Source organism: Mycolicibacterium sp. XJ1819, assembly GCF_053483675.1.
This window is the reverse complement of record NZ_JBEFST010000001.1, coordinates 344336-358032: the sequence shown is the minus strand read 5'-3', so window position 1 is coordinate 358032 and position 13697 is coordinate 344336. Positions and strand designations below refer to the sequence as shown.

Below are 13697 nucleotides of genomic sequence, written 5' to 3'. Positions count from 1 at the left end.
GCAATCAACCTAGTCCGTCCCAGGTATGCACGGGCTCGTTGCTGTGCATCCGCTCGCAGTACAGCCGCAGCATCTCGGCCAGCGCCTCCGGTCGCGCCATTCCGCGCTTCTGCAGCGCGTGCACGGTGTCGACCTGCCAGGTGGCGCCGGTGCGGCCGGTCTTCGCGCGGCCCTCGATCACGCCGAGGTAGCGGTCACGCACCTCGGCCGCCACCTCCCAGCGGCGCAGGCCCTCGTCGGCCATCGGCAGCAACTGCCGCAGCAACAACTCGTCGGGCGTCACCGACCCCAGGCCGGGCCAGTACAGCCGGGCGTCCATCCCGGCGCGGGCTGCTTCGACGAAATTATGTTGTGCCGCAGCGAAACTCATCTTCGTCCACAGCGGCCGGTCATCCTCGGACATGGTACGCAGCACGCCGTAGTAGAAGGCGGCGTTGGCCATCATGTCCAGCACGGTGGGCCCGGCGGGCAGCACCCGGTTCTCCACCCGCAGGTGCGGTCTGGCGACCCCGTCCTGCTCCACCACGTCGTACACCGGGCGGTTCCACCGGTAGATGGTGCCGTTGTGCAACCGCAACTCCGAGAGCCGCGGTGTGCGGCCCGCGGCCAGTTCGGCGGCCGGATCCTCGTCGGACAACTCCGGCAACAGGGACGGGAAGTAGCGGACGTTCTCCTCGAACAGGTCGAAGATCGAGGTGATCCAGCGTTCCCCGAACCACACCCGCGGCCGCACCCCCTGCGACTTGAGCTCCTCGGGGCGGGTGTCGGTGGCCTGCGCGAACAACTCGATGCGGGTTTCTGCCCACAGTTGGTGACCGAAGAAGTACGGCGAGTTGGCGCCGACGGCCAGTTGCGGACCGGCCAGCACCTGCGCGGCGTTCCAGTTGTCGGCGAAGTCGGCGGGGGAGACCTGCAGGTGCAACTGCATGCTGGTGCACGCCGACTCCGGCGCGATCGTCTCGGTCTGCAGGCTCAGCCGCTCCGGCCCGGTGATGTCGATCAGGATGTCCTCGCCGCGCGCGGTGAAGATGGAATCGTTGAGCGCCTGATAGCGGGCCGACTCGCTCATCCACCGACCGGTGAGGTGTTCGGGCATCAGCGTGGGCAGGATCCCGATCATCACGATGTGAGCATCGCGCTGGTTGGCCTTGGCCTCGGCGGCGTTGAGGCTGGCGCGCACCTCGTTCTCCAGTTCCAGGGCGGCACGGCCGGGCAGCCGCCGCGGCGGCACGTTGAATTCGATGTTGTAGGCGCCCAGTTCGGTTTGATAGGCGGGGTCGGCGATGGCCTGCAGCACCTGCTGGTTGCTCATCGCGGGCTGATAGGCGGAGTCGACGAGGTTGCACTCGATCTCCATGCCGGTCAGCGGCCGCTCGAACTCGAAACTGGACTGGTTGAGCATGGTTTCGAAGACGTCGAGGCACTGCTGCACCTTGCGCCGGTACTGGCGGCGGTGCGCATGGGACGCTTCGGTGCGCTTCAGCTCTTCGCCCACACCGCCGATGCAACATCGTCGGTGCCACTTGCGCAAGATAATCGCCGACTTGGTTCCAGCCGAACGGGTGATGACCGGGGGCGCACCGGTTTGGGTCGGTGCGCCCCGGGTATGTCGATCTTGTGACCCGCCTGAGCCAAGCCTTCGTCGCGGTGCTCGTCGAGCACCCCAGGGTGTACGACGTGCTGGACGCGCTGATCGGTCTCGCGATGGACCGGGCACCGGTGTCGGGCGCGCAGGCCGGCGGTCTCGATATCGAACGCGGAGTGACCGCGACCGGTTGATACTGACCCGGTGGCCGACGGGTGGTGGAGAGCGTCACCGGAGGACGTGGACACCGGCGGTCTCGAGCAGGTCGCGACCACGGACCGGGTGCCCTCGCTCACCGGGGTGCGGGCGGTGGCCGCGCTGCTGGTCATGGCCACCCACGCCGCCTACGGCACCGGCGCCTACAACCGCGGCTACCTCGGTCTGATGTTCGCGCGCATGGAGATCGGCGTCGCGATCTTCTTCGTGCTCTCCGGGTTCTTGTTGTTCGACGCGTGGGTCAGGGCCGCCGCCTGGCGGGCCGCCCCGCCCAGCCTGCGTCGGTATGCCCGGAGCCGGGTTCGTCGCATCATGCCCGCCTATCTCGTCACGGTGCTGCTGGCCTATGTCGTCTACGAATTTCGTGACATCACACCCAATCCCGGCCACACCTGGGGTGGTCTGATCCGCAATCTCACGCTGACGCAGATCTACGGGGCGAACTACATCACCGCCCAAGTGCACCAGGGGCTGACCCAGATGTGGAGTCTGGCCGTCGAAGTGGCGTTCTACGCCGCGCTGCCGGTGCTCGCGTACCTGCTGCTGGTGGTGCTGTGTCGGCGCAGATGGCGGCCCCGCCTGTTGCTGGCGGGCCTGGCCGCGCTGGGCGCGGTCAGTCCGGTGTGGGTGGTGCTGTTGCACTCCACCGACTGGTTGCCCACCGGTGCCGGGCTGTGGCTTCCGCACTATCTGGTCTGGTTCGTCGGCGGCATGATTCTTGCGGTGTTGTCCGCCACCGGGTTTCGGTGTTATGCCGCCGCCACGCTGCCGGTGGCCGTCGGCGGCTATCTCGTGGTGTCCACCCCGATCGCCGGAACGGTGGACACCCCGGCGCTGTCCATGGCCGAAGGGGTGGCCAAGGTGCTGTTCTACGGGGCGGTCGCCACCTTGGTGGTCGCCCCGCTGGCCGGCGCCGACACCGGCTGGTACTCGCGGCTGCTGGGCAGCAGGCCGATGGTGTGGTTGGGCGAGATCTCCTACGAGATCTTCCTGGTGCACGTGATCGTGATGGAGATCGCGATGGCCTCGGTGCTGCGCTGGCCCGTCTACACGGGCTCGGTGGCGGGCCTGTTCGTGGTGACCTTGATGCTGACGATCCCGGTGGCGTGGCTGCTGCACCGGTTGACCCGCCCGCGAATCACCGTGCGGCGATGACCACCTGCGGGCTCAACAGTCCGCCGCGCAGTTCCACCTCGATCGCCGGGTCGGCGTGCGCGGCCAACGCGCGCAACGCCGACGGGCTGTAGGTGCGCAGCGAGCTGATGACGCCGTCGTGCAGGAACGGGACGAGCGGCGCCAACGGCAGCATCGTCGCGAGACGCACCAGATGCAACGGCGACGGTGGCCGCGGCAGGTCAATGATGACCAGCTTGTCGGCGACCCTGGTGCCCTCGGCGATCGCACGCGCCGCGTTCGCCGGGGACAAGTGGTGAAACGACAGCGCGAACACCGCGAGGTCGAATTGGCCGTCGGACGCGTCGATCGCGGTGGCGTCGATATGCCGGACACGCGCGCGCGGATGCTCGCCGAGATCGCCGCCGGCCATCGATTCGACCGAGGCGATCTCCACGTCGCTGACCGTCAGTTCGGCGGTGGGATGCCAGTCGAGCAACCTGCGCGACAGTCCGCCGTGTCCCGCCCCGAGTTCGAGGATTCTCGGGTCGGCGACGTCGGCGACCTCGGCGAGCACGATCTCGGCGAACCTGTCGGTGTTGCCGAACCGTTCGCCGGTCCACTCCAGCGCGCGCAGCACGCTGCGCTTGACGTGGTTGTCGACGTCATCGCGGTCCAGGTATTCGAGCCGGTCGGTCTGCAACAGCCGGTCCAGGCACGATGCGTCCGGGCCGCCGCGCGGCATGCGGTCGATGTCGACGATCGGGCGGGTCATGTAGACCATGATGGACGACAGACCGCCGTGGAGGAGGGGAGTGACAGGTTGGCCGACAACCGCGAATTCGTCGCCGCGATCGATCAGGGCACGACGAGCACCCGCTGCATGATCTTCGACCACGACGGCGTCGAGGTGGGCCGTCACCAACTCGAGCACGAGCAGATCCTGCCCAGCGCCGGGTGGGTCGAACACAATCCCGTGGAGATCTGGGAACGCACCGCGGCGGTCATCATGTCGGCGCTGAACAACACGAACCTGTCTGCCACCGACCTGGCCGCGCTGGGCATCACCAACCAGCGCGAGACGACGCTGGTGTGGAACCGCAAGACGGGCCGGCCGTATTACAACGCGATCGTGTGGCAGGACACCCGCACCGACCGCATCGCCTCGGCCCTGGACCGTGACGGCCGCGGCGACGTCATCCGGCGCAAGGCGGGCCTACCCCCGGCGACCTACTTCTCCGGCGGCAAGCTGCAGTGGATCCTGGAGAACGTCGACGGTGTGCGCCGCGACGCCGAGAACGGCGACGCCATCTTCGGCACACCGGACGTCTGGGTGCTGTGGAACCTCACCGGCGGCGCGCGTGGCGGGGTGCACGACATCGACGTCACCAACGCCAGCCGCACCATGCTGATGAACCTCGAGACGCTGGACTGGGACGACGAACTGTTGTCGTTCTTCGACATTCCGCGCCAGATGCTGCCGCAGATCAAGCCGTCGTCGCATGCGGAGTCGTTCGGCATCACCCGCGACGACGGCCCGGTCGCCGGGCAGGTGCCGATCACCGGCATCCTCGGTGACCAGCAGGCGGCAATGGTGGGGCAGGTGTGCCTGGCCGCCGGTGAGGCCAAGAACACCTACGGCACAGGCAATTTCCTGCTCCTCAACACCGGCGAGAAGATCGTCCGCTCGCAGAACGGTTTGCTGACCACCGTCTGCTATCAGTTCGATGACTCCAAACCCGTTTACGCCCTTGAGGGTTCGATCGCCGTCACCGGTTCGGCCGTGCAGTGGCTGCGCGACCAGTTGGGCATCATCAGCGGCGCCGCCCAAAGTGAGGCGCTGGCCCGACAGGTCCCCGACAACGGCGGGGTGTACTTCGTGCCCGCCTTCTCCGGGCTGTTCGCGCCGTACTGGCGTTCCGACGCGCGCGGCGCGATCGTCGGGCTGTCGCGGTACAACACCAACGCGCATCTGGCCCGCGCCACACTCGAGGCGATCTGCTATCAGAGCCGCGACGTCGTCGACGCTATGGAAGCCGACTCCGGTGTGCACATGGAGGTGCTCAAGGTCGACGGGGGGATCACCGCCAACGACCTGTGCATGCAGATCCAGGCCGACGTGCTCGGCGTCGAGGTGGTCAAGCCCGTCGTCGCCGAGACCACGGCGCTGGGCGCCGCCTACGCCGCGGGCTTGGCCGTCGGGTTCTGGGATGGTCCCGACGACCTGCGGGCCAACTGGCAGGAGGACAAGCGCTGGACGCCGGCGTGGAGTGAGGACCAGCGCCAGGCCGGGTACGCCGGCTGGCAGAAGGCCGTGCAGCGCACGCTGGACTGGGTCGACGTCGAGTGATTTGCGTGCGTTTTGTCGCGCTGCGTGCGCGCTCCTAAACGCACACAAATCGCCGAACTCAGTAGACGGGGTTGAAGAAGTCGACACCGCCGACGGGGCACTCGACCTTCGCCTTCCACGTCGTTCCGGTCTGGATGCCCGGGAACCACAGCCGGTGACTCTGGTTGGCCTGCAGGTAGAACGGAACCTTGTACACCGGCAGCGGTTTGACGCTCGTCCATCCGAACCACGGTTCGGCACTGTAGAAGCACAGGCCCTGGCTGCCGGTCGACTGGATCTCGACCGTGACACCCACCGCGTCACTGGCGGTGTTGATGGTGGTCGCGGCCTGCGCGGCGCCCGTGCCGAGAATCAGCACGGCGGGCGCGGCCACCGCGGCGGCGGCCGCTGACAGCGCGGCGGCGATCGACTTCTTGCGGATATCGGTGGTGGTGCTCATGACTTGCTCCTTTTGCTCGTTGCGGCTCGGGTGAGTCGCTTTCACAGGTAGGAGCGGTCGAGGTCGGGAGCTGTCACACTTTTTCGCGAGAATTCTTGGCGGTGCGGCCCTGTGCTGCGCGCGCGTCGATCTCGTCGACCACCCATCGCGCCCACTCGGCGGTCATCGCGTTGGTCCGCAGCCCGTACTCGAGGGCCGCGCGCCCGTACGACAGCGACTCGTCCCACTCGATGGAGTCACGCAACTCCTCCAGTCGCGCGTGTTCGGCCTCGGCGCGCTCGGCCATCGTCACCATGTGCGCGCGCGCGTGTTCGTGGGGCAGCTGGCCGAGCAGAAACACCCGCAGCAGGCTGGCGCTTCGAAACGGTTGATCGTCCTGAGGTTCGGCGACCCACCGCCGCAGTTCCTCGCGACCCGCCCCGGTGATGCGGTACTCCTTGCGGCCGCGCGGTCCGATGTCGGACACCTCGATCAGGCCGGCATCGGCAAGCCGGTTCAGCTCGCCGTACAGCTGGCTCTGGGTCGCGGGCCAGACGTTGCCCAGCGACCTCTCGAACTCCTTGAGGAGGTCATAACCGCTGCCGGGTTGCCGGGCCAGCAGGCCCAACGCCGCAATTCGCAAGCTCACGGCACGCATTCTATATCCCACCATTGACATGTCATATCTGACATGTCAGGGTAGGCACCTCAGACGTGAGGAGGGTCAGATGTCCCAGGATTCGCAGACCTCGGCGCTGTTCGGCGCCGGAGAGTTCTTTCGCACCGGCAATTACGCACCCGTCGCGGACGAACTGACCGAGTCCGACCTACCGGTCGAGGGCGCGATACCGGCCGAACTCGACGGCTGGTATCTGCGCAACGGGCCCAATCCCCGTCAGCCGCAGGCTCACTGGTTCACCGGCGACGGCATGATCCACGGGGTGCGGCTGGAAGGCGGACGGGCGAAGTGGTATCGCAATCGCTGGGTGCGCACCGACAGCTTCGAGTCGGATCTTCCGCTCTACAACGCCGACGGCACCCGAAACCTTCGGTCCAGTGTGGCAAACACCAACGTCGTCAACCACGCCGGTAAGACGCTGGCGCTGGTCGAGTCGTCGCTGCCCTACGAGATCACCAACGATCTGCAGACGGTGGGCGCCCACGACTTCGACGGCAAGTTGGTGAATTCGATGACGGCGCACCCGAAGATCTGCCCGACGACCGGCGAACTCCACTTCTTCGGCTACGGCAGCATCTTCGCGCCGCACGTCACCTACCACCGTGCCGACGCGAACGGAGAACTGACGGTCAACCGGCCGCTGGATGTGCCGGCGTTGACGATGATGCACGACTTCGCGGTGACCGCCGACCACGTGGTGTTTCTGGACCTGCCGATCGTGTTCGACCTCGACATCGCGATCAAGGGCGACGGTGACATGCCCTACCGGTGGGATGACGACTACGGTGCGCGGCTGGGCGTTCTGCGTCGCGACGACCCGTTCGGCGAGGTGCGCTGGTTCGACATCGACCCCTGCTATGTGTTCCATGTGGTCAACGCATACGACAGCGCGGACTCCATCGTGTTGCAGGCCGTGCGCTACTCCGAGCTGTGGCGTGACACAGGCGGTTTCGAAGCCGACGGGGCGCTGTGGAGTTGGTCGATCGACCTGCGGCGTGGCACGGTGACCGAACGTCAAATGGACGACCGGGCGGTGGAGTTCCCGCGCATCGACGACCGGCTGGCCACATTGCCCGCGCGCTACGCCGTCACGGTCGGCGAGGGTGCGTTGTTGCGCTACGACCTCGGCACCGGCGACGCGGTGCGCCACGGCTTCGGTTCGGCCGAATCGCCGGGCGGCCCGGGCGAGGCGGTGTTCGCCCCGTCGACGTCGGACCCCGCCGGCGAGAGCAGCGGCTGGTATCTCGCGTACGTCTACGACCCGGTGCGCGACGGCAGCGACCTGGTGATCATCGACGCCTCAGACTTCGCGGGCCCGCCGGTGGCCAGAATCGGTTTGCCCCAACGGGTTCCGTACGGCTTCCACGGAAACTGGTTGCCCAGCGCGGGCTAACCCGGCGGGGTGAACCCGCCGGTGTGCGGCGTCGACGGTTGGTGCGCGGGCGCAGCAGGCCACGACGTCGGGGGTGGTGGCGGCGCGACCGGCGGCTGCAGTTTGGCCAGTTCCCTGCGGTGGCGCTCGGCCAGCACGGCGGCCAACACCAGCTGTGGCGGTGCGCCGGGCGGCGGAGGCGGTGCGATCTGTGCGACGACGTCGCCGGTGATCCGGTAGGCCATCTGATCACGCAGCACAGGATCCAGTTGCGGTGCGCGGGCGAGAAACTGGCGCGCGAGCTCGGCCTGCTCGGAACGCAGCCCGGACAGCTGCAGCGACGAGGCCCACCAGGCCAGCTGTGGGGGCATCGGCGGCGGCGGTGACATCCGCGGGGCCCGCTCGCTGATCACCACGGTGCCGGCGAACACGTCGCCGATGCGTTTTCCCTTGGCGGACAACAGGCTGCAGATCACTGCGGGGCCACCGGTGAAGATGTAGATCTCGATGACCGCGGCCATCGCCCGGAACAGGGCCTGCCGGAACCGCTCCGGACCGCCGTCGTCGGAGACCACCCGCAGCCCCATCGCCATCTTGCCCAGGGTCCGGCCGCGCGTCGCCGTCTCGAATACGACGGGATAGCCCACCAACGTCAGCACGGTGAAGATGATCAGCACCGCCGCGGAGAACGACGCGTCGAGTTGGAGCAGCGTGGCCGCCCACAGCAGCACTCCGACGACGTAGGCGATGAGCACCACGGAGATGTCGATGATCGCCGAGACCGCCCGCACCGGTAACTGGGCGATCTGCACGTCGAGGACCACCGCATCCCCGGTCACAACGGGTTCTTGCTGGCGGACCATGATTGTCACGCTACTAGAATCCGCAGGTGTGGATGTCGACGCGTTCGTGCTCGCGCACCGCCCCACGTGGGACCGACTCGAGCAGTTGGTCAAGCGGCGTCGGCAGTTGACCGGTGCGGAGGTCGACGAACTGGTCGACCTCTATCAGCGGGTGTCCACGCATCTGTCGATCCTGCGGTCGGCCTCCACCGATCCGGTGCTGACCGGTCGGCTCTCGGGCTTGGTGGCGCGGGCCAGATCGGCGGTCACCGGCGCACACGCCCCACTGTGGCGTGAGTTCGTCCGGTTCGTGACGGTGTCGTTTCCGGTGGTCGCCTACCGGTCCTGGCGGTGGTGGCTGGGCACCGCGATCGCGTTCTTCTTGGTCACCGCGTTGATCGCCGGTTGGGTGGCGGGCAACCCCGAGGTGCAGGCCACGATCAAGACGCCGAGCGAGATCGAACAACTGGTCAACCATGACTTCGCCTCGTACTACAGCGAGAACCCGGCGGGCTCGTTCGCGCTGCAGGTCTGGGTGAACAACTTCTGGGTGGCGTTTCAGTGCATCGGGTTTGCGATCCTGCTCGGCATCCCGATCCCGTGGGTGTTGTTCCAGAACGCCGCGAACCTCGGCGTGATCGCGGGGCTGATGTTCGACGCAGGCAAGGGCGACATCTTCCTCGGGCTGCTCACCCCGCACGGCTTGTTGGAACTGACCGCGGTGTTTCTGGCCGCCGCGGTGGGGATGCGGCTGGGTTGGACGGTGATCTCGCCCGGCGACCGGCCGCGGCTGCAGGTGCTGGCAGAGCAGGGCCGGGCGGTGGTCGCGGTGGCCGTCGGCCTGGTGGCGGTGCTGCTGGTGTGCGGGCTGATCGAGGCGCTGGTGACGCCCTCGCCGCTACCGACGGCGGTGCGCGTCGCGATCGGGTTGGCGGCCGAAATCGGTTTTCTCGGCTACGTTCTGCACTTCGGCCGCCGGGCGGCGCGGGCGGGTGAGACCGGCGACGTCGCCGACGCGCCGGACGTGGTGCCGACCCGTTAGAGCCTGCCGCCGGCCTTCATCGCCAGATAATGGTCGGCCAACGCCGGAGCCAGCTCGTCGGGCGGGGCGTCCACGACATCGACACCACCGGTGCGCAACCGCGCCGCGATCGAGCGCCGCTCGTTGCGCGCACGTTCGGCCGCGGCGGCGTCGTAGACCTGCGCCGGGTCGGCGCGCCCGGCCGCGAGCCGGTCCACCCGCGGATCGGCGACCGCAGCCAGCAACACCTGATGCTTGCCCGACAGTTGCGGCAGCACGGGCAGCAGCCCCTCGTCGAGCGCCGACGCGTTGAGATCGGTGAGCAGCACCACCAGCGCGCGGCGCCGGACACGGCGCTGCACGGCCGCGACCATCGCCGTGGCGTCAGATTCGATCAGCGCGGGTTCCAGCGGCGCCATCACGTCGACCAGTTGGGCCAGCAACTCGGTGCGCGAGGCGTTGAACACCGCGGCCCGGGTGACCCGGTCGTGGGCGAGGAAGTCGACGTGGTCGCCGGCCCGCGATGCCAGCGCGGCCAGCAGCAGCGCGGCGTCCATCGACCAGTCCAGCCGGGGCCAGCCGTTGGGGTCGGTGGCGGTGGGGTCGACGCCGATGCGGCCCGCCGACGTCCGGCCGGTGTCGAGCACGATCACCACCCGACGGTCCCGCTCCGGGCGCCACGTCCGCACCACCACATCGGCGCGGCGGGCCGTCGCGCGCCAGTCGATCGACCTGACGTCGTCGCCTACGACGTACTCGCGCAGCGAGTCGAACTCCGTGCCCGCACCGCGCACGAGCACCGGCGTATTGCCCTCGAGCTCGCGGAGTTTGGCCAGCCGCGACGGTAAGTGCTTGCGGGACAGGAACGGCGGAAGGATGCGGACTTCCCACGGCACCTGATGAGAGTTCTGCCGGCCCGCCAATCCCAACGGTCCGAGCGAGCGCGCGGTGACCATCGCCGAGCGCTGATCGCCACGGCGCACCGGACGCAACTGCGTGACGATCTTGGTTTGCCGCCCCGCGCCGAGGTCGACTCTGTGCGTGCGCGGTTCGGCTCGCGCGCTTGGCGCCCAGGCGTCTCGCACCACACCCCGGAACCGGCGAGCGCCCGCGTTCTCGACCACCAGCACGGCGTCGACGGGCTGTCCCAACCTCGCCGCAACGTCACCGGAACGGTCGAATCGCAACCGCCGCGTACTCGCGGCCAGAACCGCATCTGCGGTGATCGCCACCGCCAGTGCCGCCAGCCAGACGGTGAACGCGGTTGCCGGCCAGGGTGATACCGCGATCGGTAACACACCGATCAGGGCGAGCAGGCCGACACGACCGGTGAGGACCACTAGCGGGGCACCGGCACCGCGGCCAGGATGCCATCGAGGATGGCATCGGGGCTGGCGCCCTCGAGTTCGGCCTCGGGCCGAAGCATCACCCGGTGTCGCAGCGTGGGGCGCGCCATCGCCTTGACGTCGTCGGGGGTGACGTAATTGCGCCCCGACAGCCACGCCCAGGACCGCGACGTGGCGAGCAACGCGGTGGCTCCGCGCGGGGACACACCCAGCTGTAGTGACGGGGAACGCCTTGTGGCGCCGACGATGTCGACGATGTAGCCGAGGACCTCCTCGGCGACCAGCACCTTCTGCACCGCTTCGCGTCCGGCTGTCAGCTCGCCGGCGCCGGCCACCGGCCGCACCTCGGACAGGTCGCGCGGGTCGAACCCGCGGGCGTGGCGACTCAGGATCGCGATCTCCTGGTCGCGCGGCGGCAGTGGGACATTGAGCTTGAGCAGGAACCGGTCCAGTTGCGCCTCGGGCAGCTGATAGGTGCCCTCGTACTCGATCGGGTTCTGCGTGGCGGCGACGATGAACGGGTCGGGCAGCATCCGCGCCTCGCCTTCGACGCTCACCTGTCGTTCCTCCATGGCTTCCAACAACGCGGCCTGCGTCTTGGGCGGGGTGCGGTTGATCTCGTCGGCGAGCAACAGGTTGGTGAACACCGGACCGGCGCGGAACTCGAATTCCGCTGTGCGGGCGTCGTAGATCAGCGAACCCGTGACATCCCCGGGCATCAGGTCCGGGGTGAACTGCAGACGCTTGAAGTCGAGTTGCAGGGCGGCGGCCAGGGTGCGCACCAGCAGGGTCTTGGCGACCCCCGGCACGCCCTCGAGTAGGACGTGGCCGCGGCAGAGCAGTGCGATCACCAGACCGCTCACCACCGCGTCCTGTCCGACCACGGCCTTGGCGATCTCGGTGCGCACTGCCTGCAGCGCCGCGCGCGCCTGCTCGGGAGTGGGCGCTGAGGTGGGCTCAGTCACGACTGTGCGACCTGCCTTTCGATGTTGTCGAGTTCATGTGCGAGGTTGACCAAGTCGTCGTCGGTGGACGGCGGCGGTCCGAACAATGTGTGCGCCACCGCCTGGGTGGGCGCGGTGCAGTGCGTGGCGACCGCGCCTACCACGGTGGCCGGGGTGGCGTCGGGGCCCAGGCCCAGCCGCGGCCGCATCCGTTGCAGCGCTGCGGTGCGCAGCGCCTCGGCGGCGCGGTCACGCGACCGATGCGACCGGTACAGCCGGCCCCGGCCCTCCACAGTCTCGGACGCCCGGACCACGACCGGAAGCCGTTCGGCGACCAGCGGACCGATGCGCCTGCCCTTCCACAGCGCCAACAGCATCACCGTCACGACGAGTTGCAACACGATCCAGGACACCCGGTCGGGGATGAGTTCGTCGATGGAGGCCGCGCCGTCGGATGCGGCTTCGGTGAATTGCGGTGCGTACCAGATCATCCGCGGATGAGTGCCGGTGAGGTTCATGGCAAGGGCGGCGTTGCCCTCGTCGAGAAGCGCACCGTTGGTCATGAACTCGGCGGTCCCGACCACCGTCATCTCGCGGCCGTCGTCGAGGTAGCGGACCAACGCTCCGCCGTAACATCGGGTGACCGGTGTGTCGCCGGCCGCCTCGAAGGCCTGGGTCAACCCGAGTTGGACCGATCCCGCGCGGTTGGCCTCCCGCAGGTCGCAGTCGGGTTCGGCGTCGCTGAACATCGCCGACTCCGCGACACGTAGTGCCGGGGCGAGTTTTTCCCGTGTCCGCGACGTCGGCTCGACCAGCAGCCGATCGCCCGGGAGGTCGGCGAGGCGTTGAAGTATCGCCTCGTCGAACAGGTGGTAGGTCTGCACGACCACCGTCAACGTGTCGGGCCGCGCGGCACGTTCGACCGCGGCGATGTCGGTGGCCTCGACGACTTCCACGCCGTGCTCTCGCAGCAGGGTCACCAGGGCGTGCGCCCCGTCGGCGGAGGTAGCCGTCGGGTCCATCCGTGCGCCGGGCCGCGGCGCGGTCAGATAGGTGATCACCGCGGCCATCGCGACGACGACCGCGATCGCCAGCACCACGTATCGCGAACCGCGAAGTCGCTGACCGACGGTCGGTTCCACGGCCGAATCGACGCTCACCTCAACTCCGCCCAGCCGTCGGTCGCCGGAGCGGATGGGGAGGCGGCCATGGCGGCCGCGGGGTGTGCCCGGACGTGGTCGTCGAGATCGGCGATCATCCGGTAAGAACCCTCGGTGCCGGGGCGTTGTCCGTACGTCACGTCATTGAAAGCGACTGCGGCCGTAGTGAACTCCTCGGCGACGGTAGGCAGTTTCCGGCCCGCTTCGCGGGCCAGTTCGGTGGCCGTGCGGCCCGGAACCGGATCGAGCACCGCGGTTTCCTCGAGTTCGCGCGCCACCGCTCGCAGCCGGTGGCGAATCGCCGCCGCCCAGTCACCGGAGGCGGCGAACTGTTCGGCGGTGGCCCGGTGCTCGGCGGCGCTGAGCGCACGCGTGTCGAAAAGTGCGTAGCGGCCGTCCCGGCTGGTGCGCATGGTGTTGCGCGCGATCCGGGCGGCCACCACGATCGCGGCCGCGAGCAGGAGCAGCAGAACGGTGATGGTGAACCAGCCACCAGGGACCGAGGCGCCCTCCCTGGCGAGCCGATAAAGCAGCTTGTCGATCAGTTCGACAAGGTAGTCGGTCCAGGAACCCTTGGGATAGATGGGCTTTGCGAGTTCGGCCTGCGCGGCATCACGTGCGGCGTCGCGGCCGATGTCGATCGTGGTCATG

General features: G+C 68.4%; 14 protein-coding genes. 5 read left to right on the top strand and 9 right to left on the bottom strand.

All coding sequences use genetic code 11. The features are described from left to right. Positions 1–4: 4 nt before the first annotated feature. Positions 5–1495 carry a glutamate-cysteine ligase family protein gene (locus ABQE89_RS01800; RefSeq protein ID WP_448413502.1) on the bottom strand — a complete coding sequence of 497 codons (1491 nt, stop codon included), beginning with the start codon at positions 1493–1495 and terminating at the stop codon, positions 5–7. A 122-nt stretch (positions 1496–1617) separates the two neighbouring features. Between ABQE89_RS01800 and ABQE89_RS01795 the strand changes: the two genes are divergently transcribed. Further along, on the top strand, positions 1618–1779 hold the full coding sequence (locus tag ABQE89_RS01795) for a hypothetical protein (protein ID WP_448413501.1): 162 nt from the start codon (positions 1618–1620) through the stop codon (positions 1777–1779). Between the two features lie 10 nt (positions 1780–1789). Further along, positions 1790–2956: an acyltransferase family protein gene (locus ABQE89_RS01790; protein WP_448413499.1), complete on the top strand. Its 1167-nt coding sequence runs from the start codon at positions 1790–1792 to the stop codon at positions 2954–2956. Here ABQE89_RS01790 and ABQE89_RS01785 read toward each other — a convergent pair. Next, entirely contained in the window at positions 2940–3698 is a 759-nt protein-coding gene (locus ABQE89_RS01785) for a class I SAM-dependent methyltransferase (protein ID WP_448413497.1), read from the bottom strand. The genes ABQE89_RS01790 and ABQE89_RS01785 overlap by 17 nt on opposite strands. A 39-nt stretch (positions 3699–3737) precedes the next feature. Between ABQE89_RS01785 and glpK the strand changes: the two genes are divergently transcribed. After that, positions 3738–5264, top strand: coding sequence for a glycerol kinase GlpK (gene glpK, locus ABQE89_RS01780; protein WP_448413577.1), 1527 nt, complete (start codon positions 3738–3740; stop codon positions 5262–5264). Positions 5265–5322: 58 nt separating this feature from the next. Here glpK and ABQE89_RS01775 read toward each other — a convergent pair whose 3' ends face one another. Both ABQE89_RS01775 and ABQE89_RS01770 read right to left on the bottom strand, forming a co-directional pair. After that, complete coding sequence (locus tag ABQE89_RS01775; RefSeq protein ID WP_448413495.1) at positions 5323–5703, bottom strand: hypothetical protein; 381 nt, start codon at positions 5701–5703, stop codon at positions 5323–5325. Positions 5704–5776: 73 nt separating this feature from the next. Continuing rightward, on the bottom strand, positions 5777–6331 hold the full coding sequence (locus ABQE89_RS01770; RefSeq protein ID WP_448413492.1) for a PadR family transcriptional regulator: 555 nt from the start codon (positions 6329–6331) through the stop codon (positions 5777–5779). Between the two features lie 79 nt (positions 6332–6410). On the opposite strand from ABQE89_RS01770, the gene ABQE89_RS01765 reads away from it, so the two are divergent. Then, the gene (locus ABQE89_RS01765) at positions 6411–7754 is read left to right on the top strand and encodes a carotenoid oxygenase family protein (RefSeq protein WP_448413490.1); all 1344 of its coding nucleotides are present in this window, start codon (positions 6411–6413) and stop codon (positions 7752–7754) included. Here ABQE89_RS01765 and ABQE89_RS01760 read toward each other — a convergent pair. Beyond that, a complete protein-coding gene (locus ABQE89_RS01760) occupies positions 7751–8596 on the bottom strand; it encodes an RDD family protein (RefSeq protein WP_448413488.1) in 846 nt (281 codons plus the stop codon). The genes ABQE89_RS01765 and ABQE89_RS01760 overlap by 4 nt on opposite strands. 28 nt (positions 8597–8624) lie before the next feature. Between ABQE89_RS01760 and ABQE89_RS01755 the strand changes: the two genes are divergently transcribed. Then, positions 8625–9617, top strand: a complete 993-nt coding sequence (locus ABQE89_RS01755) for a stage II sporulation protein M (protein ID WP_448413486.1) — start codon at positions 8625–8627, stop codon at positions 9615–9617. Here the strand turns inward: ABQE89_RS01755 and ABQE89_RS01750 are convergent. From ABQE89_RS01750 to ABQE89_RS01735, 4 genes are read right to left on the bottom strand one after another with little or no spacing between them, the layout of a single operon-like run. Further along, positions 9614–10936 (bottom strand): DUF58 domain-containing protein, encoded by a 1323-nt coding sequence (locus tag ABQE89_RS01750; protein WP_448413484.1) that lies wholly within the window; start codon positions 10934–10936, stop codon positions 9614–9616. The two genes, ABQE89_RS01755 and ABQE89_RS01750, sit on opposite strands and share 4 nt — an antisense overlap. Further along, positions 10936–11907, bottom strand: coding sequence for an AAA family ATPase (locus tag ABQE89_RS01745; protein ID WP_448413482.1), 972 nt, complete (start codon positions 11905–11907; stop codon positions 10936–10938). The genes ABQE89_RS01750 and ABQE89_RS01745 overlap by 1 nt, the downstream gene beginning before the upstream one ends. Then, positions 11904–13046, bottom strand: coding sequence for a DUF4350 domain-containing protein (locus tag ABQE89_RS01740; RefSeq protein ID WP_448413480.1), 1143 nt, complete (start codon positions 13044–13046; stop codon positions 11904–11906). The genes ABQE89_RS01745 and ABQE89_RS01740 overlap by 4 nt, the downstream gene beginning before the upstream one ends. Then, entirely contained in the window at positions 13043–13696 is a 654-nt protein-coding gene (locus tag ABQE89_RS01735) for a DUF4129 domain-containing protein (protein ID WP_448413478.1), read from the bottom strand. The genes ABQE89_RS01740 and ABQE89_RS01735 overlap by 4 nt, the downstream gene beginning before the upstream one ends. Position 13697 lies beyond the last annotated feature (1 nt).

Bases quoted from the DNA above. Each gene is read 5' to 3' on its own strand.
- ABQE89_RS01785 (WP_448413497.1), bottom strand. From the start codon at position 3,698: ATGGTCTACATGACCCGCCCGATCGTCGACATCGACCGCATGCCGCGC.
- ABQE89_RS01775 (WP_448413495.1), bottom strand. From the start codon at position 5,703: ATGAGCACCACCACCGATATCCGCAAGAAGTCGATCGCCGCCGCGCTG.
- ABQE89_RS01765 (WP_448413490.1), top strand. From the start codon at position 6,411: ATGTCCCAGGATTCGCAGACCTCGGCGCTGTTCGGCGCCGGAGAGTTC.
- ABQE89_RS01760 (WP_448413488.1), bottom strand. From the start codon at position 8,596: ATGGTCCGCCAGCAAGAACCCGTTGTGACCGGGGATGCGGTGGTCCTC.
- ABQE89_RS01735 (WP_448413478.1), bottom strand. From the start codon at position 13,696: ATGACCACGATCGACATCGGCCGCGACGCCGCACGTGATGCCGCGCAG.